Source organism: Paracidovorax anthurii (assembly GCF_003269065.1).
In the GTDB taxonomy this organism is placed as follows: Bacteria; Pseudomonadota; Gammaproteobacteria; order Burkholderiales; family Burkholderiaceae_C; genus Paracidovorax; species Paracidovorax anthurii.
Genome location: NZ_QLTA01000006.1, coordinates 44,931 through 61,590, shown reverse-complemented (window position 1 = coordinate 61,590; position 16,660 = coordinate 44,931). Strand labels below are relative to the sequence as shown.

Below are 16,660 nucleotides of genomic sequence, written 5' to 3'. Positions count from 1 at the left end.
GACGGCTGTCACGGTCCCATTTCATAGAGGAAGAGCCATGGCCGTTACTGTTGAAACCCTTGAAAAGCTCGAGCGCAAGATCACGCTGAGCCTGCCCCTGACCGCCATCCAGTCGGAAGTGGACTCGCGCCTCAAGCGCCTGGCCCGCACGGTGAAGATGGACGGCTTCCGCCCTGGCAAGGTGCCGATGAACGTCGTGGCCCAGCGCTATGGCTATTCGGTGCAATATGAAGTGCTGAACGACAAGGTCGGCGAAGCCTTCGCCCAGACCGCCAACGAAGCCAACCTGCGCGTGGCCGGCCAGCCCCGCATCACCGAGAAGGAAGGCGCGCCCGAAGGCCAGTTGACCTTCGACGCCATCTTCGAGGTGTTCCCCGAAGTGAAGATCGGCGACCTCTCCTCCGCGGAAGTCGAGAAGCTCTCCGCCGAAGTGACCGACGCCGCGATCGACAAGACGATCGAGATCCTGCGCAAGCAGCGCCGCACCTTCGCCCAGCGCACACAAGGCACGGCCGCTGAAGACGGCGACCGCGTCACCGTGGACTTCGAGGGCAAGATCGACGGCGAAACCTTCTCCGGCGGCAAGGCAGAAGACTTCCAGTTCCTGGTCGGCGAAGGCCAGATGCTCAAGGAATTCGAAGACGCCGTCCGCGGCATGAAGGCCGGCGAGAGCAAGACCTTCCCCCTGGCCTTCCCCGAGGACTACCACGGCAAGGACGTCGCCGGCAAGACGGCCGACTTCCTCGTCACGGTGAAGAAGATCGAAGCCGCCCACCTGCCCGAGGTGAACGAGCAGCTGGCCAAGTCCCTCGGCATCGCCGATGGCACGGTGGACGGCCTGCGCGCAGACATCAAGAAGAACCTCGAGCGCGAAGTCAAGTTCCGCCTGCTGGCCCGCAACAAGCAGGCCGTGATGGAAGCCCTGGTCGGCAAGGCCGAACTGGATCTGCCCAATGCCAGCGTACAGGCCGAGATCGCCCGCCTCCTGGACGGCGCGCGCGCCGACCTGAAGCAGCGTGGCATCAAGGATGCCGACAAGGCAGAGATCCCGGAAGACGTGTTCCGCCCCCAGGCCGAGCGCCGCGTGCGCCTGGGTCTGGTCGTGGCCGAACTGGTGCGAGCCAACGACCTCCACGCCAAGCCCGAGCAGCTCAAGACCCACATCGATGAGCTGGCCGCCAGCTACGAAAAGCCCGAGGACGTGGTTCGCTGGTATTTCGGCGACCGCCAGCGCCTCGCGGAAGTCGAAGCCGTCGTCATCGAAAACAATGTGACCGATTTCGTCCTGAGCAAGGCCAAAATCGCCGACAAGTCCATTTCGTTCGACGAACTGATGGGCCAAGGCTGAGAAGAGCCCGGGACCGGGAACGCTTCCTGAGCGTTTACCGGCCCGCCTCGACCGCCATGGGGCTTGTGCTGGCGAGCACAGGCCCCAATTCATTTGTCGGTACAGTATCCGCATCACTGGAGATCACATGAGCGCACTGGAAACACAGGCCCTGGGCATGATTCCCATGGTCATCGAGCAGTCGGGACGCGGCGAGCGGTCCTACGACATCTATTCACGCCTGCTGAAAGAGCGCGTGATCTTCCTGGTGGGCGAGGTCAATGACCAGACCGCCAACCTGGTCGTGGCGCAGCTGCTCTTCCTGGAGAGCGAAAACCCCGACAAGGACATCTCGTTCTACATCAACTCCCCGGGCGGCAGCGTCACGGCCGGCATGGCCATCTACGACACGATGCAGTTCATCAAGCCCGACGTGTCCACGCTGTGCTGCGGCTTCGCCGCCAGCATGGGCGCCTTCCTGCTGGCCGCGGGTGCCAAGGGCAAGCGCTTCTCGCTGCCCAACTCCAAGATCATGATCCACCAGGTGCTCGGCGGCGCGCGTGGCCAGGCCACGGACATCGAGATCCATGCCCGCGATATCCTGCGCACCAAGGACCAGATGAACCGCATCCTGGCCGAGCGCACGGGCCAGCCGCTGGAAAAGGTCAAGGCGGACACCGAACGCGACTACTTCCTGACCGCCGACGAAGCCAAGGACTACGGCCTCGTCGACCAGGTGATCGCCAAGCGGCCCTGATCCCCGGCGGGGAATCGTGCGGCGTTTTCCCACAGGGGAAGACGCCGCTTTCCATTTCGTTATCATCCCGCCAACCTTTCCGCAACACGAGGCAATGCCCCCATGGCCGAGAAAAAAGGCTCTTCCAGCGAAAAAACCCTTTACTGCTCTTTCTGCGGCAAAAGCCAGCATGAAGTGAAGAAGCTGATCGCCGGTCCGTCGGTCTTTATCTGCGACGAGTGCATCGACCTGTGCAACGAGATCATCCGCGACGAGCTGCCCGCCTCCGAGGGCGCCCGCGACTCGCGGGGCGATCTGCCCACGCCTTCGGAAATCAAGACCAACCTGGACAACTACGTCATCGGCCAGGAGGTCGCCAAGCGGACGCTGGCCGTGGCGGTCTACAACCACTACAAGCGGCTGCGCCACAAGGACAAGGCCGGCAAGGATGAAGTGGAGTTGGCGAAAAGCAACATTCTGCTCATCGGCCCGACCGGCTCGGGCAAGACGCTGCTGGCCCAGACCCTGGCGCGCATGCTGGACGTGCCCTTCGTGATGGCGGACGCCACGACCTTGACGGAAGCCGGCTACGTGGGCGAGGACGTGGAGAACATCGTCCAGAAGCTGCTGCAGAGCTGCAACTACGAGGTGGAGCGCGCCCAGCGCGGCATCGTCTACATCGACGAGATCGACAAGATCTCGCGCAAGTCCGACAACCCCTCCATCACGCGCGACGTGTCCGGCGAAGGGGTGCAGCAAGCCCTTCTCAAGCTCATCGAAGGCACGATGGCCAGCGTCCCGCCGCAGGGCGGCCGCAAGCATCCGAACCAGGATTTTCTGCAGATCGACACGACCAACATCCTGTTCATCTGCGGCGGCGCCTTCGCAGGCCTCGAGAAGGTCATCGAGAACCGCACGGAGGCATCGGGCATCGGCTTCGGTGCGGCCGTGAAGAGCAAGAAGCAGCGCTCCCTGACCGAGGTGTTCACCGAGATCGAGCCGGAAGACCTCATCAAGTTCGGCCTGATCCCCGAACTCGTGGGGCGCATGCCCGTGGTCACCGCACTGGCCGAGCTTAGCGAAGACGCGCTGGTCCAGATCCTCACGGAGCCCAAGAACGCGCTCGTCAAGCAGTACAACAAGCTGCTGTCGATGGAAGGCGTGGAACTGGAAATCCGGCCGGCAGCGCTCAAGGCGATCGCGCGGAAGGCGCTGGCCCGCAAGACCGGGGCCCGCGGATTGCGTTCGATCCTGGAGCAGGCATTGATCGGGACGATGTTCGACCTGCCCAATGCCACCAATGTGGAAAAAGTCGTGGTGGATGAATCCACCATCGAAGAGAACAAGGCGCCGCTGCTCGTCTATCGAGAGGCCGCCAAGAAAGCGTGAACCCGGCCGGCGGTCGATCCCCGCCGGGTTCTCCGCTTTCCCAATGGATGCGCCCTCGGCCGCCGCAGGAGTTTGGTGCGCCGTGGGTTGAAAATATCGGCTGGTGGACCATATTCCACACAGCTTCATGAGGATTTCCATGTCCGGACACACCCCCTTGCCCGCCACCCCGATCGACTTGCCCCTGCTGCCGTTGCGCGATGTGGTGGTGTTCCCCCACATGGTGATCCCGCTGTTCGTGGGGCGCCCCAAGAGCATCAAGGCCCTGGAACTGGCGATGGATGCGGATCGCCGCATCATGCTGGTGGCGCAGAAAACGGCCGCGAAGGACGAGCCCCTGGTGTCGGACATGTTCGACGTGGGCTGCGTGTCCACGATCCTGCAGATGCTCAAGCTCCCCGATGGCACGGTGAAGGTGCTGGTGGAGGGACAGCAGCGTGCGAACGTGTCGTCGATTGAAGACCACGACAGCCATTTCACCTCGACCGTGACCCCCGTGGAAGCCTCGGATGGCAGCCACAAGCCCAGCGAAATCGAGGCCTTGCGGCGCGCCGTGATGCAGCAGTTCGACCAGTACGTCAAGCTGAACAAGAAGATTCCGCCGGAGATTCTCACGTCGATCGCCAGCATCGACGACCCCGGCCGCCTGGCCGACACCATCGCCGCGCACCTGCCCCTCAAGCTGGAGAACAAGCAGGCCGTCCTGGACCTGGCCGACGTGAAGGCGCGGCTGGAGAACCTGTTCGAACAACTGGACCGCGAGGTGGACATCCTCAACGTGGACAAGAAGATCCGCGGACGCGTCAAACGCCAGATGGAGAAGAACCAGCGCGACTTCTACCTGAACGAGCAGGTCAAGGCCATCCAGAAAGAGCTCGGCGAAGGCGAGGAAGGGGCGGACATCGAGGAGATCGAGAAGAAGATCAAGGCCGCCAAGATGCCCACCGAGGCCCGCAAGAAGGCCGAGGGCGAGCTCAAGAAGCTCAAGCTGATGTCGCCGATGTCGGCCGAGGCCACGGTCGTGCGCAACTACATCGAGGTACTCACGGGCCTGCCGTGGAGCAAGAAGACCAAGATCAAGCACGACCTCGCCAACGCGGAGGAAGTGCTCAACGAGGACCACTACGGCCTGGACAAGGTCAAGGACCGCATCCTCGAATACCTCGCGGTTCAGCAGCGGGTGGACAAGGTCAAGGCGCCCATCCTGTGCCTGGTCGGCCCTCCCGGTGTCGGCAAGACCTCCCTGGGCCAGTCGATCGCCAAGGCGACGGGCCGCAAGTACGTACGCATGGCCCTGGGCGGCATGCGCGACGAAGCAGAGATCCGGGGCCACCGCCGCACCTACATCGGCGCCATGCCGGGCAAGGTGCTGCAGAGCCTCAACAAGGTGGGCACGCGCAATCCCCTGTTCCTGCTCGACGAGATCGACAAGCTGGGCACCGACTTCCGGGGCGATCCGTCCAGCGCGCTGTTGGAGGTGCTCGATCCCGAGCAGAACCACAAGTTCGGCGACCACTACGTCGAGGTGGACTTCGACCTGAGCGACGTGATGTTCGTCGCCACGTCGAACTCCATGAACATCCCGCCGGCCCTGCTCGACCGCATGGAGGTCATCCGCCTGTCCGGCTACACGGAAGACGAGAAGACGAACATCGCAGTGAAGTACCTGCTGCCCAAGCAGATGGGCAACAACGGCGTGAAGGACGAGGAACTCCAGGTGACGGAAGCCGCGGTGCGCGACGTGGTCCGCTACTACACCCGCGAAGCCGGCGTGCGCTCCCTGGAGCGCGAGCTCTCCAAGATCTGCCGCAAGGTGGTCAAGGGGCTGCAGCTCAAGAAGCTGGAGCCTCAGGTGGTGGTGACGGCCGACAACCTCGCGGACTACCTGGGCGTGCGCAAGTACACCTACGGCCGGGCCGAACAGCAGAACCAGGTCGGCCAGGTCGTGGGGCTGGCGTGGACCGAGGTCGGTGGCGACCTGCTCACGATCGAGGCCGCGACGATGCCCGGCAAGGGCACGATCACCCGCACGGGCTCGCTCGGCGACGTGATGAAGGAATCGGTCGAGGCGGCGCGCACGGTGGTCCGCAGCCGGGCGCATCGCCTGGGCATCAAGGACGAAGCGTTCGAGAAGCGCGACATGCACATCCACGTCCCCGATGGCGCGACCCCCAAGGACGGCCCCAGCGCCGGTGCCGCGATGACGACCGCGTTCGTCTCCGCCCTGACGGGCATCCCGGTGCGCAGCGACGTCGCGATGACGGGGGAAATCACCCTGCGCGGCGAAGTGACCGCCATCGGCGGCCTGAAGGAGAAATTGCTGGCGGCCCTGCGGGGCGGCATCAAGACGGTGCTGATCCCGGAAGAGAACGTGAAGGATCTGCAGGAGATCCCGGACAACGTGAAGAGCGGGCTGGAAATCATCCCGGTCAAGTGGATCGACAAGGTGCTCGACATCGCGCTGGAGCGCAAGCCGATCGCCCTGACCGAGGAGGAGATCGCCGCGGCCATCACCGCGCGCGAGAGCCGGGAAGCCGCCGCCACGGCGGATTCCGTCAAGCATTGAGCGATTGAGCGCAAGGTTGGTCGAAACCGCCCAAAAATGCGCTACAATTCGCTCCATCGACGCCAAACGTTGTAGAATGCAAGGCTTCGGTAAACGCGGGAATAGCTCAGTTGGTAGAGCGCAACCTTGCCAAGGTTGAGGTCGAGAGTTCGAGACTCTTTTCCCGCTCCAGACCCCAAAAAAGGGGAAGCCGAAGCTTCCCCTTTTTGCCAAGGAAAGCATCTTCGGCGCGGTAGCAAAGCGGTTATGCACCGGATTGCAAATCCGTGTAGGTCGGTTCGACTCCGGCCCGCGCCTCCAGATCCGGGCTGTTTTGAACAGCACAGCGTTCTGATGCAAGTTTGGCAAAAGCACCAAAAATAGGTGCTACAATTCAAGGCTTGGTGATTCAGTGAAAACTGAAAACATCAAAATGCGGGAATAGCTCAGTTGGTAGAGCGCAACCTTGCCAAGGTTGAGGTCGAGAGTTCGAGACTCTTTTCCCGCTCCAAATTCATTGGATCGTTTCAAACGGTTCAAGACAAAAGGCCCCAAGTGGGCCTTTTTTTTCGCGCGCGGGGTTTGCCCATCCTGGCCGCCAGGGCCGCGATGAGAACGGACGGCCATTCCCGTCCTGCGAACCCGCCACCATCCACGCAGTTTTACGGCCCTCCTCCACCCCTCCAGTGCGGCGGTACCGCATGGGACAATCGCCTTCCATGACCCCGGAACAGTACGTCCAGCAAAAAGCCGCGGCCTCCGGCAGCAGCTTCTATTACGCCTTTCTGTTCCTGCCGCCGCCCCGGCGTGCCGCCATCACGGCGTTCTATGCGTTCTGCCGCGAGGTGGACGATGTGGTGGACGAGATCTCGGATGCGGGCGTCGCCGGCACCAAGCTGGCCTGGTGGCAGGCCGAGGTGGCCCAATCGTTCGCGGGCAAGGCCTCGCACCCGGTGATGCAGGCGCTGATGCCGCACACGGCCCTCTACGGCATCGCGGAGCAGCACTTGCAGTCGGTGATCGACGGGTGCCGGATGGACCTGGAACAAACCCGGTACCTGGATTTCGCGGGGCTCTCGCGCTATTGCCATCTGGTGGCCGGCATCGTGGGCGAAGTGGCCGCACGCATTTTCGGCACCACCGACGAACGCACGGTGGAGTACGCCCATACGCTGGGCCTGGCCTTCCAGCTGACGAACATCATCCGCGACGTGGGCGAGGACGCCATGATGGGCCGCATCTACCTGCCCGTGGCGGAGCTGCAGCAGTTCGATGTGAAGGCCCACGAGATCCTCAAGCGCCAGTATTCCGACCGCTTCACCGCGCTCATGCGCTTCCAGGCGGAGCGCGCCCACGGGCTCTACGACAAGGCGCTGGCCTTGCTGCCCGCCGAGCAGCGCCGGGCCCAGAAGCCCGGGCTGATGATGGCCAGCATCTACCGCACGCTGCTGCGGGAGATCGAGCGCGACGGTTTCCACGTGCTGCACCAGCGGATCGCGCTAACGCCCCTGCGCAAGCTCTGGCTGGCCTGGAAGATGCAGGCCCTGGGCCGGATGTGAGCGCGCGCGGCCTCGGCTCCACCGGGCCTGCGTTGCCCGCCACCACGCTGCGCCGGCGCGCGGCGCGCGGCGCGGCGCGGCGCTGAGCATGCGCGTCGCCATCATCGGCGGGGGCTGGGCCGGCATGGCGGCCGCGATCGCGGCGGCGCAGGCCGGGCACGGGGTGTCGGTGTTCGAGGCGGCCCGCACGCTGGGCGGCCGCGCGCGCGCGGTGCCACCCGCCACGGAAGCGCACGGCGATCCGCAGGCGCTCGACAACGGCCAGCACATCCTGATCGGCGCCTATGGCGAATGCCTGCGGCTCATGCGGCTCGTGGGCGTGGACCCGGACGAGGCGCTGCTGCGCCTGCCCCTGGCGCTGGTGTTCCCCGACGGGACGGGCCTGCGCCTGCCCGATGCGGCGCCCCCCTGGGATGCCCTGCGGGGCATCGCCGGCGCGCGCGGCTGGAGCCTGTCCGAGCGCATGGTGCTGCTGGCGCGCGCGGCGCGCTGGCGGCTCTCGGGGTTCCGCTGCGCGCCGCACGCCACGGTGGCCCAGCTGTGCGAGGGCCTGCCGCCGCGGCTGCTGCAGGAGTTCATCGATCCCCTCTGCGTCTCGGCGCTGAACACGCCCTGCGATGCCGCGAGCGGCGCGGTGTTCCTGCGCGTGCTGCGCGACAGCCTGTTCAGCGGCCGGGGCGGCTCCCACCTGCTGCTGCCGCGCCGGGATCTGAGCGCGCTCTGGCCCGATGCGGCCGCGGCCTGGCTGCGGGCGCGCGGGCACGCGGTGCACACGGGTCGCCGCGTGCAGCACCTCCAGGCCGCAGCCGGGCAAAGCCCCGCGTGGCGGGTGGATGGCGAGGCCTTCGATGCCGTGGTGCTGGCCACGCCCGCCACCGAGGCGGCCCGGCTCGTGGAGGCCGCCGCGCAGCCGCTGGCCTCCGGGCAGGCAGCTGCGCTGCGCGACTGGGCCGCCACGGCGCACGCGCTGCAGTTCACCGCGATCGCCACGGTATATGCCCAGGCGCCCCAGGGCGCGGCCGCCTGCGCCGCCTGGCCCGCCCCGATGCTGGCCCTGCGCAGCGGCCCGCAGGCCCCCGCGCAGTTCGTGTTCGACCGGGGCCGGCTCGGCAACCGCCCGGGCCTGCTGGCCTTCGTGGTCAGCGCGTTCGAGGGCGAGCGTTCCGCGCTGGAGCAGGACGTGGTGCGGCAGGCGCGGCAGCAGCTCGGCCTGCCGGATTTGCAGGTGGTGCAGACCGTGGTGGAGAAGCGGGCGACCTTCGCCTGCGTGCCGGCGCTGCGGCGCCCCGCCCGCCCGATCGCGCCGGGGCTGCAGGCCTGCGGCGACTACGTGGAGGGCCCCTACCCCGCCACGCTGGAAGGCGCCGTGCTCTGCGGGACCGCCGCGGGCCGCCTGGAGGGAGAAACCCCCTCCATGTCGCCGTGAAATCTCAATAATCAGCTATCAAAAAGAGAGCAATCAGCCGATTTTCGCCGGATCGGTGCCCCCGGCTCTTCCGGGCCAGGGCAGCACATCGGCCAGCTTGAGCACCGCCATGCCGGTGTTGCCCCAGAAGCGCTCCAGGCTCTCGCCGCGCTCGATGAGCAGGCGCCGCACCAGCGGCTCCAGCGCGGTGGCGGTGGGATCGGCGACGAGCAGGTAGCGGAATTCCTCGGCCTCCGAGGCGGCACCGTGGGCCGTTTCGTTCACCTGCACGACCCAGTCCAGCCCGGTGAGGACTTCCAGCACGGGTTCGAGCTGCAGCGCATCGACGCGCAGCGCCTGGGCCAGCTCGCCCACGCGCAGGCCGCGCGCGGGCGTGGCGCGGGCCTGCTGGAGCTGCTGCAGCGCCTCCACGGCGAGCTGGAAGCTCCAGCCCTGCGCGCCCGGGCTGCGCGCCACGCCGGTCAGCAGGCTGGGCAGGTAGGCGGCCACCACGGCCCCCAGCAGCACGATGACCCAGGCCACGTAGATCCAGACCAGCAGGATGGGCAGCGTGGCGAAGGCGCCGTAGAGCACCGAGTAGGTGGGCACGGACGCGAGGTACAGCCCCAGCACCTTCTTGGCCACCTCGATGCCCACGGAGACGAACACCCCGCCCGACCACGCATGCCGCCAGTGGACCTGGGTGTTGGGCACGTAGCGGTAGAGCGCGGCCGTGCCGCCCGCGAGCAGCAGGAACTCGATGGAGTCGAACAGCAGGCGCGCGCTGTCGGGCAGCGCGGCGTTGAGCCCGCGCGAGGCGGTGGAGGCCACCGAGGTGGTCAGCGCCAGGCTGGCGGCCAGCACCAGCGGCCCGAGCGTGATCACGGCCCAGTAGATCAGCACGCGCTGGCCCAGGGGCCGCAGCCGGGGCACGCGCCAGATGTTGTTGAGCGTGCGGTCGATGGTGAGGATGAGCGCCAGCGCGGTAGCCAGCAGGAACGAGAAGCCCGCCACCCCGAGCCCGCTCGCCTGCGCGGCGAACTGGGTGAGGTAGCCCAGGACCTGGCGCGAGATACTGTCGGGCACGAGGCTGTCCACCAGCCAGCGCTGCAGCACCGTCTGCAGGGTGCCGAAGATGGGAAACGCCGAGAAGATCGCCAGCGCCACGGTGAAGAACGGCACCAGCGCGAGCAGCGTGGTGAAGGTGAGGCTGCTGGCCGTGAGCCCCAGGCGGTCTTCCCGGAAGCGCTCGCGCAGCGTCTGCGCGGTGGTGCGCCAGGGAAAGTGCGACAGGTCGGCCAGGACGGCCTCGAAGCGCTGCGCGAGAAGGGCAATGGACATGGCCGATATGATGCCACCCCGATGACCCCGCCCCTGCCTGCGCACCCGCCCTCGCCCGCTCCCGTGATCGACGCCACCCGCTGGCTCGCGGTGGGCAGCCTGATGGGCCTGATCGTGCTGTCCCTGGCCTGGGAACTGTGGCTGGCGCCGCTGCGCCCGGGCGGCTCGTGGCTGGCGCTCAAGGCGCTGCCGCTGGCCGTGCCGCTCGCGGGGCTGCTCAAGCACCGCATGTACACCTACCGCTGGGTCAGCCTGGTGGTGTGGCTCTATTTCACCGAGGGCGTGGTGCGCGCCTGGAGCGATGCGCCGCCGGGCCGCTGGCTGGCGCTGGCCGAGATCGCGCTCTGCCTGGGCCTGTTCACGGCCTGCGCGCTGCACGTGCGGCTGCGCCAGCGGCAGGCGCGCGCGCAGCGGGCCGCCGCGGACCTCGCCCCTTCACGACAAACCACCCCAAGCCCCTGACGGCCCGCCCCACGCACTCTTTCACCGTCACCGTTGCTGCGAGACCGACTCCCATGTCTTCTTCCCTGATCGATACCCTGCGCCAGATCGTTGGCGATGCCCACGTGCTCACCGAGGGCGACCTCGCCGCCTGGGAGCAGGACTGGCGCCGCCGCGCGCGCGGCAAGGCCCTGGCCGTGGTGCGGCCGGCCTCCACCGCGCAGGTCGCCGCCGTGGTGCGGGCCTGCGCCGAGGCGGGCGCGCCCATCGTGCCCCAGGGCGGCAACACGGGCCTGGCCGTGGGCTCGATCCCCGACGAATCCGGCACCCAGGTCGTGCTGGCCCTCACGCGCATGGCCGCCGTGCGCGCGGTGGACGCCGACAACCTCACCATGACGGTCGAGGCCGGCTGCGTGCTGCAGAACCTGCAGGACGTGGCCGAGAAGGCCGGCCTGCTGTTCCCGCTGAGCCTCGCGGCCGAGGGCAGCTGCACCATCGGCGGCAACCTCGCCACCAACGCCGGCGGCACGCAGGTGGTGCGCTACGGCAACACGCGCGACCTGTGCCTGGGCCTGGAGGTGGTCACGCCCCAGGGCGAGGTGTGGGAGGGCCTGAAGGGCCTGCGCAAGGACAACACGGGCTACGACCTGCGCGACCTGTTCATCGGCAGCGAGGGCACGCTGGGCATCATCACCGCCGCGACGATGAAGCTCTATCCGCGCCCCGCCGCGAGCCTCACCGCCTGGGCGGCCGTGCCCTCGATGGAAGCCGCGGTGCGCCTGCTGGGGCTGGCCCACCAGCACCTGGGCGCCGGCCTCACGGGTTTCGAGGTGATGGGCCGCTTCGCGCTCGGCCTCGTGGCCCGGCACATGCCGCAGTTGCGCGTGCCCTTCGTCGATCAGGAGGACGTGCCCTACGGCGTGCTGCTGGAGAACGCCGACAGCGAATCGGAGGAGCACGCCCGCGCGCGCTTCGAGGCGCTGCTGGAGACCGCGTTCGAGGACGGCTGCGTGAGCGACGCGGTGGTGGCCGAGAACCTCTCGCAGGCGCACCAGCTCTGGCACATCCGCGAGAACATCCCGCTCGCGCAGGCCGAGGAAGGGTTGAACATCAAGCACGACATCTCGGTGCCGATCTCGCGCATCCCCGCCTTCGTCGAATACGCCGACGCGCTGCTGGCGCGCGAGGTGCCGGGCGTGCGGCTGGTCAACTTCGGCCACCTGGGCGACGGCAACCTGCACTACAACGTGCAGGCCCCCGCCGAGGGCGATGCCAAGGCCTTCCTGCGCGATGAGGAAAAGCGCGTGAACCACCTCGTGTACGAGGCCGTCGCGCGCTTCGGCGGCTCGTTCTCGGCCGAGCACGGCATCGGCGAGCTGAAGGTGGAGACGCTGCAGACCTACCAGTCGCCCGTGGCGCTGTCGATGATGCGCGCCATCAAGCAGGCGCTGGACCCGCGCGGGCTGCTCAATCCGGGGCGGGTGCTGGCACGCCAGCCCTGACCGCCCACCGAATTGCTACATAAAACATAGCAAACTATTCAGCAAATACGGCGACATGGACCGGATTTCATCCGTTTCCATGCCGTGAAGGCCCTGCGGAGGCCTTTCGGGCAGCGCCGGCCTAAAATCCCGGGCCAGCCCGGGCCTTCGCCGCCCGCCCCAATCGCCTGCCGGCCCCCGCGCCGGAACGCCATGACCGACCGCCCCATCCGCCACCAGTACGAAGATTTCATGCGCCACGTCGCCACCCACGGCGTGGCCAAGGGCGACCGCACCGGCACGGGCACGAAGAGCGTGTTCGGCCACCAGATGCGGTTCGACCTGAACGAGGGCTTCCCGCTGGTGACGACCAAGAAGGTGCACCTGAAGTCCATCATCCTGGAGCTGCTGTGGTTCCTGCGCGGCGACCGCAACGTGCGCTGGCTGCAGGAGCGCGGCTGCACGATCTGGGACGAGTGGGCGCGCGAGGACGGCGACCTGGGCCCGGTCTACGGCGTGCAGTGGCGCAGTTGGCCCGCCGCGGACGGCGGGCACATCGACCAGATCGCCCAGGTGATCGACACCCTGCGCCGCAACCCCGATTCGCGCCGCATCCTCGTGAGCGCCTGGAACGTGGCGGAACTCGACCAGATGGCGCTCATGCCGTGCCACGCGCTGTTCCAGTTCTACGTGGCCCCTGCGCAGGAGCCCGGAGGGCGGGGCCGGCTCTCGTGCCAGCTCTACCAGCGCAGCGCCGACATCTTCCTGGGCGTGCCCTTCAACATCGCGAGCTATGCGCTGCTGACCCACATGGTGGCCCAGCAGTGCGACCTGGACGTGGGCGACTTCGTCTGGACCGGCGGCGACTGCCACATCTACGACAACCACGCCGAGCAGGTGGCGCTGCAGCTCTCGCGCGCCCCCCACCCCTACCCCGTGCTGCGCATCCTGCGCCGGCCCGAAAACCTCTTCGACTACCAGTACGAGGATTTCGAGGTCGCCGGCTACGAACACCACCCGGCCATCAAGGCCCCGGTGGCCGTCTGAGAAGTTCCGACGCGGCCACCCCACCCTTTTCCCACTTCCGCTCCGCAAACCCCATGTCCTCCCACGGCTTCCACGTCCATGGGCCGCACGACCACGCCGTCGAGCACGCCGCCCAGCACGCCCATTCCGATGCCGCCCAAGGCGCCCTGACCAACCAGATCGCGATGGCCACGGCCATCATCGCCACGGTGGGCGCGATCTTCTCGTACATGGGCGGCGCCACGCAGGCCAATGCCGGCCTCATCAAGAACGACGCCGCCATCAAGAAGACCGAGGCGGCCAACCAGTGGGCCTACTACCAGTCCAAGAGCACCAAGCAGTCGCTGACCGAGCTGGCGCGCGACCTGGCCGTCGACGACCGCAAGCCCGCACTGCAGGCCCGCCTGGACCGCTACGAGCAGGAAAAGAACGACATCAAGAAGGCCGCCGAGGCCCTGGAGGCGCAGTCGCTGGCGCTGGACCACCAGAGCGAGGCGCAGATGCACCAGCACCACCGCTGGGCCCAGGCCACCACGGTGCTGCAGGTCGCCATCGCGCTGGCCGCCATCGCCCTGCTCACGCGCCGCAAGTGGCTGGGATGGGGCATGTACGGCGTGGCCGGCATCGGCCTGGCCGTGGGCGCGCTGGCCTTCCTCCACATCTGAGACGGTGTGAAAGGAACCCGCCGATGCCCCTGCACCTCATCTACGCGCGCGCGGCCAACGGCGTGATCGGCCGCGGCAACGCCATGCCGTGGCACCTGCCCGAGGACCTGGCCCATTTCAAGCAGCTCACGCTGGGCGGGTCCGTGGTGATGGGCCGCAAGACCTGGGATTCGCTGCCCGCGCGCTTCCGCCCGCTGCCGGGGCGCACCAACATCGTGGTCACGCGGCAGGCGGACTGGCAGGCCGATGGCGTGCTGCGCGCGGGCAGCCTGGAGGACGCCATCGCCTTGGGCCGCGCGCAGGGCGACGCGGTCTGGATCATGGGCGGCGCCCAGATCTATGCCCAGGCCCTGCCGCTGGCCGATGGCGTGGAAGTGACGGAGATCCAGCAGGACTTCGAGGGCGACGCCTTCGCCCCCACCCTGGGCCCCGAATGGCGGGAGACGGCGCGCAACGCGCACCGCTCGGCGGGCGGCCTGCCCTATGCCTTCGTGAGCTACCGCCGCGTCAGCGGATCTCCCGCTGCTCCCACTTGACGGCGCTGGCCCAGCCCAGCCGCTCGAAGGCCCGGATCAGCCACGCCCCCGGGTCCACCTGCCACCAGGTCTTGCGCGTGGTCGCGCAGCCCGGGTCGGCGTGGTGGTTGTTGTGCCAGCCCTGGCCCAGCGTCGGCAGCGCCAGCCACCAGCAATTGCGGCTGTCGCCGACCATCCGGGTGTGGAAGGGCTTGGCGCCCACCCGGTGCCCGAACGAGTTGATCATCCAGAACAGGTGCTGCGTCAGGCAGACGGGCACCAGCCCGCCCCACAGCAGGCCGAGCAAAGCACCCTCGGCCGAGCGATGGAACAGCGCCCCCGCCACGGTGGGCAGCGCCAACCCCAGCAGCGAGACCAGCGCGAAGCGCGAGTGCACCTTGAAGAGGATGCTGCGCTTGTACAGGTCCAGCCCGTAGCTCTGCCAGCCTTCCTGCAGCTTCACGTCGGTGTCCAGGGTCCAGCCCACGTATCCGTAGAGGAAGGACCGGAAGTTGCGCCACGGGCTGCCCAGGTCCTTGTTGGGCGTGTGCGGATCGTCGTCCGTGTCCACGAAGCGGTGGTGCCGGCGGTGGGTGGTGACCCACCAGATCAGGGGCCCGTGCCCCCCCATGGAGCCGGCCACCGCCAGCACCCATTCCAGGCCCGGGCTGGCCCGGAAGGCGCGGTGCGCGAAGCAGCGATGGAAGCCGATCTCGATGCCCATCATGGTGAAGAGGTACATCGCCAGGCACATCGCCAGCTCGAAGGCGCCCACCTGCCAGCCCGCCAGCCACAGCAGCACGGCCGCCACCAGCCCGCCCACGGGCAGGACCACGAACAGGCGGCCCAGGACGTAGTCGTAGCGGCGCAGCTTCAGGTGGTGCCGCTCCAGCACGGTCTGCGCGCCGCTCATGACGTGTCCCCGGTCCACCCGGAATCCCGTGGCAGCGGCCGGGCTGCCGCGCGACGGACGGGCCGCGCGCCGCTCACGCCATGCTCCCGGCCGCCAGCGCGCCCTGCCCCTTCAGCTCGCAGATGTGCTGCGACAGGGCCGAGATCGACGGGTATTCGTAGAGGGCCGTCGGGTTCAGGTCGCACGCGGCCCAGGACGAGAGATCGCCGGACATGACGATGGCGATCATCGAATCGACCCCGTACTCGGCGAAGGTGGCCTCGGTGTCGATCTTCTTCGGATCGATGCTCAGCTTGCGGGCCAGGTAGTCCACCAGCCAGTCGGAGACGGTGTCGGCCTGCAGGGAAGCGGTCTGGGAAGGGGATGCATTCATGGTGCGCTCGTTTCAATGGTGAGTGAAGGGGTGGACGGGTGCGGGGGGACGGCCTCCAGGTGCGCGGCGAGCCACGCCTCGACGACGCCTGTCTGGTCCTCGGTCATCAGGTGCGGAAAGTGCCCGGCGCCCGCCACCTCGACGACGTCGAGCCCCGGGTGCGTGGACTGCATGCGGCGGACCATCCCGGGCGTCAGCACCTCCGAGTTCTGGCCGCGCAGGAGCAGGACCGGGCAGGACACCTGCTCCCACACGTGCCAGATGTCGGTCGGCTTCGCGCCCGCGTCGGTGTACAGCCGGGGCAGCGCCGGGTCGTAGCGCAGCGCGTAACGCTCGCCCTCCAGGGGGCGGATCGCGTGGCGCACCACGGCGTCGGCCACGGCCTCGGGAAGCGGCCCGCCCTGGCGCAGCGCGGCACGCGCCCACTGCTCCGCGGCCGTCCTCGACTGGAAGGTCGGGTAGTAGCTGATGAGCCTGGCGATGCGCTGGTACAGCTCGGGGTCGATGCCGGGACCGGCGTCGTTGATGACCAGGCAGGCCACCTGCGACGCGGGCTCGGCGGCCAGGAGGATGCCCAGCAGGCCGCCGTAGGAGCTGCCGACATAGCCCACGCGGCCCTGGCCGGCCCGCGCCGAGATGAGATGCCGCAACTGCGCCAGGAACAGATCGGAGCGGTATGTCAGCTGCTCGCCCACCCAGTCGCTGTCGCCATGGCCGACGAGGTCGGGCGCGCTCACGGCGAAGCGCCGGGCCAGCCGGGGCTGCAGCACGTGGAAGTCATGCCGGTTGCGGGTGATGCCGTGGACGCAGAGGACCTGCGCGGCGCGGCCCTCGGCCGTGTCGCATTGACCGACGGCATAGCGGACCGGTGTGTCCTGCCAGGAAAACTGCAGGGTGGACTGGGTGCGGTGAAGGCTGTGCATGCGAATGCGCTTTCGAAAGCC

15 protein-coding genes and 3 tRNA genes are annotated in these 16,660 nt (G+C 67.9%); 14 read left to right on the top strand and 4 right to left on the bottom strand.

From position 1 onward, the window contains the following. Positions 1-37: 37 nt before the first annotated feature. From tig to hpnE, 9 genes are all read left to right on the top strand, one after another. On the top strand, positions 38-1,348 hold the full coding sequence (gene tig, locus AX018_RS04820) for a trigger factor (protein ID WP_111876172.1): 1,311 nt from the start codon (positions 38-40) through the stop codon (positions 1,346-1,348). Positions 1,349-1,475: 127 nt separating this feature from the next. Next, complete coding sequence (gene clpP, locus AX018_RS04815) at positions 1,476-2,084, top strand: ATP-dependent Clp endopeptidase proteolytic subunit ClpP (protein WP_111876171.1); 609 nt, start codon at positions 1,476-1,478, stop codon at positions 2,082-2,084. Between the two features lie 102 nt (positions 2,085-2,186). Next, positions 2,187-3,452: an ATP-dependent Clp protease ATP-binding subunit ClpX gene (clpX, locus tag AX018_RS04810; protein ID WP_111876170.1), complete on the top strand. Its 1,266-nt coding sequence runs from the start codon at positions 2,187-2,189 to the stop codon at positions 3,450-3,452. 139 nt (positions 3,453-3,591) lie between these two features. Beyond that, a complete protein-coding gene (gene lon, locus AX018_RS04805; protein WP_111876169.1) occupies positions 3,592-6,018 on the top strand; it encodes an endopeptidase La in 2,427 nt (808 codons plus the stop codon). Between the two features lie 95 nt (positions 6,019-6,113). Further along, positions 6,114-6,189, top strand: a tRNA-Gly gene (locus AX018_RS04800). Positions 6,190-6,244: 55 nt separating this feature from the next. Continuing rightward, positions 6,245-6,318: transfer RNA gene (locus tag AX018_RS04795), tRNA-Cys, on the top strand. A gap of 114 nt (positions 6,319-6,432) precedes the next feature. After that, positions 6,433-6,508 (top strand) — tRNA-Gly (locus tag AX018_RS04790). Positions 6,509-6,716: 208 nt separating this feature from the next. Next, positions 6,717-7,556 (top strand): presqualene diphosphate synthase HpnD, encoded by an 840-nt coding sequence (hpnD, locus tag AX018_RS04785; protein ID WP_111876168.1) that lies wholly within the window; start codon positions 6,717-6,719, stop codon positions 7,554-7,556. 88 nt (positions 7,557-7,644) lie between these two features. Next, complete coding sequence (gene hpnE, locus AX018_RS04780) at positions 7,645-8,982, top strand: hydroxysqualene dehydroxylase HpnE (protein ID WP_111876167.1); 1,338 nt, start codon at positions 7,645-7,647, stop codon at positions 8,980-8,982. Positions 8,983-9,015: 33 nt separating this feature from the next. On the opposite strand, the gene AX018_RS04775 is transcribed toward hpnE, so the two are convergent. Next, on the bottom strand, positions 9,016-10,302 hold the full coding sequence (locus tag AX018_RS04775) for a YihY family inner membrane protein (protein WP_111876166.1): 1,287 nt from the start codon (positions 10,300-10,302) through the stop codon (positions 9,016-9,018). 21 nt (positions 10,303-10,323) lie between these two features. On the opposite strand from AX018_RS04775, the gene AX018_RS04770 reads away from it, so the two are divergent. The 5 genes from AX018_RS04770 (at position 10,324) to AX018_RS04750 (ending at position 14,451) form a co-directional block, all read left to right on the top strand. Continuing rightward, positions 10,324-10,764, top strand: a complete 441-nt coding sequence (locus AX018_RS04770; protein ID WP_111876165.1) for a DUF2069 domain-containing protein — start codon at positions 10,324-10,326, stop codon at positions 10,762-10,764. A gap of 53 nt (positions 10,765-10,817) precedes the next feature. Further along, entirely contained in the window at positions 10,818-12,245 is a 1,428-nt protein-coding gene (locus AX018_RS04765; RefSeq protein WP_111876164.1) for an FAD-binding oxidoreductase, read from the top strand. 192 nt (positions 12,246-12,437) lie between these two features. Further along, on the top strand, positions 12,438-13,271 hold the full coding sequence (locus AX018_RS04760; protein ID WP_111876163.1) for a thymidylate synthase: 834 nt from the start codon (positions 12,438-12,440) through the stop codon (positions 13,269-13,271). 53 nt (positions 13,272-13,324) lie between these two features. After that, positions 13,325-13,915: a DUF4337 domain-containing protein gene (locus AX018_RS04755; protein ID WP_111876162.1), complete on the top strand. Its 591-nt coding sequence runs from the start codon at positions 13,325-13,327 to the stop codon at positions 13,913-13,915. A 23-nt stretch (positions 13,916-13,938) separates the two neighbouring features. Continuing rightward, positions 13,939-14,451, top strand: a complete 513-nt coding sequence (locus AX018_RS04750; protein WP_111876161.1) for a dihydrofolate reductase — start codon at positions 13,939-13,941, stop codon at positions 14,449-14,451. Here the strand turns inward: AX018_RS04750 and AX018_RS04745 are convergent. The 3 genes from AX018_RS04745 to AX018_RS04735 all read right to left on the bottom strand — a co-directional run bounded on the left by AX018_RS04745 (position 14,423) and on the right by AX018_RS04735 (position 16,639). Further along, positions 14,423-15,343, bottom strand: coding sequence for an acyl-CoA desaturase (locus AX018_RS04745; protein WP_111876160.1), 921 nt, complete (start codon positions 15,341-15,343; stop codon positions 14,423-14,425). The two genes, AX018_RS04750 and AX018_RS04745, sit on opposite strands and share 29 nt — an antisense overlap. Before the next feature lie 73 nt (positions 15,344-15,416). Further along, complete coding sequence (locus AX018_RS04740) at positions 15,417-15,716, bottom strand: acyl carrier protein (protein WP_111876159.1); 300 nt, start codon at positions 15,714-15,716, stop codon at positions 15,417-15,419. After that, on the bottom strand, positions 15,713-16,639 hold the full coding sequence (locus AX018_RS04735) for an alpha/beta fold hydrolase (protein WP_111876158.1): 927 nt from the start codon (positions 16,637-16,639) through the stop codon (positions 15,713-15,715). The genes AX018_RS04740 and AX018_RS04735 overlap by 4 nt, the downstream gene beginning before the upstream one ends. Positions 16,640-16,660 lie beyond the last annotated feature (21 nt).

Bases quoted from the DNA above. Each gene is read 5' to 3' on its own strand.
- tig (WP_111876172.1), top strand. From the start codon at position 38: ATGGCCGTTACTGTTGAAACCCTTGAAAAGCTCGAGCGCAAGATCACG.
- clpP (WP_111876171.1), top strand. From the start codon at position 1,476: ATGAGCGCACTGGAAACACAGGCCCTGGGCATGATTCCCATGGTCATC.
- clpX (WP_111876170.1), top strand. From the start codon at position 2,187: ATGGCCGAGAAAAAAGGCTCTTCCAGCGAAAAAACCCTTTACTGCTCT.
- lon (WP_111876169.1), top strand. From the start codon at position 3,592: ATGTCCGGACACACCCCCTTGCCCGCCACCCCGATCGACTTGCCCCTG.
- hpnD (WP_111876168.1), top strand. From the start codon at position 6,717: ATGACCCCGGAACAGTACGTCCAGCAAAAAGCCGCGGCCTCCGGCAGC.
- hpnE (WP_111876167.1), top strand. From the start codon at position 7,645: ATGCGCGTCGCCATCATCGGCGGGGGCTGGGCCGGCATGGCGGCCGCG.
- AX018_RS04775 (WP_111876166.1), bottom strand. From the start codon at position 10,302: ATGTCCATTGCCCTTCTCGCGCAGCGCTTCGAGGCCGTCCTGGCCGAC.
- AX018_RS04770 (WP_111876165.1), top strand. From the start codon at position 10,324: ATGACCCCGCCCCTGCCTGCGCACCCGCCCTCGCCCGCTCCCGTGATC.
- AX018_RS04765 (WP_111876164.1), top strand. From the start codon at position 10,818: ATGTCTTCTTCCCTGATCGATACCCTGCGCCAGATCGTTGGCGATGCC.
- AX018_RS04760 (WP_111876163.1), top strand. From the start codon at position 12,438: ATGACCGACCGCCCCATCCGCCACCAGTACGAAGATTTCATGCGCCAC.
- AX018_RS04755 (WP_111876162.1), top strand. From the start codon at position 13,325: ATGTCCTCCCACGGCTTCCACGTCCATGGGCCGCACGACCACGCCGTC.
- AX018_RS04750 (WP_111876161.1), top strand. From the start codon at position 13,939: ATGCCCCTGCACCTCATCTACGCGCGCGCGGCCAACGGCGTGATCGGC.
- AX018_RS04745 (WP_111876160.1), bottom strand. From the start codon at position 15,343: ATGAGCGGCGCGCAGACCGTGCTGGAGCGGCACCACCTGAAGCTGCGC.
- AX018_RS04740 (WP_111876159.1), bottom strand. From the start codon at position 15,716: ATGAATGCATCCCCTTCCCAGACCGCTTCCCTGCAGGCCGACACCGTC.
- AX018_RS04735 (WP_111876158.1), bottom strand. From the start codon at position 16,639: ATGCACAGCCTTCACCGCACCCAGTCCACCCTGCAGTTTTCCTGGCAG.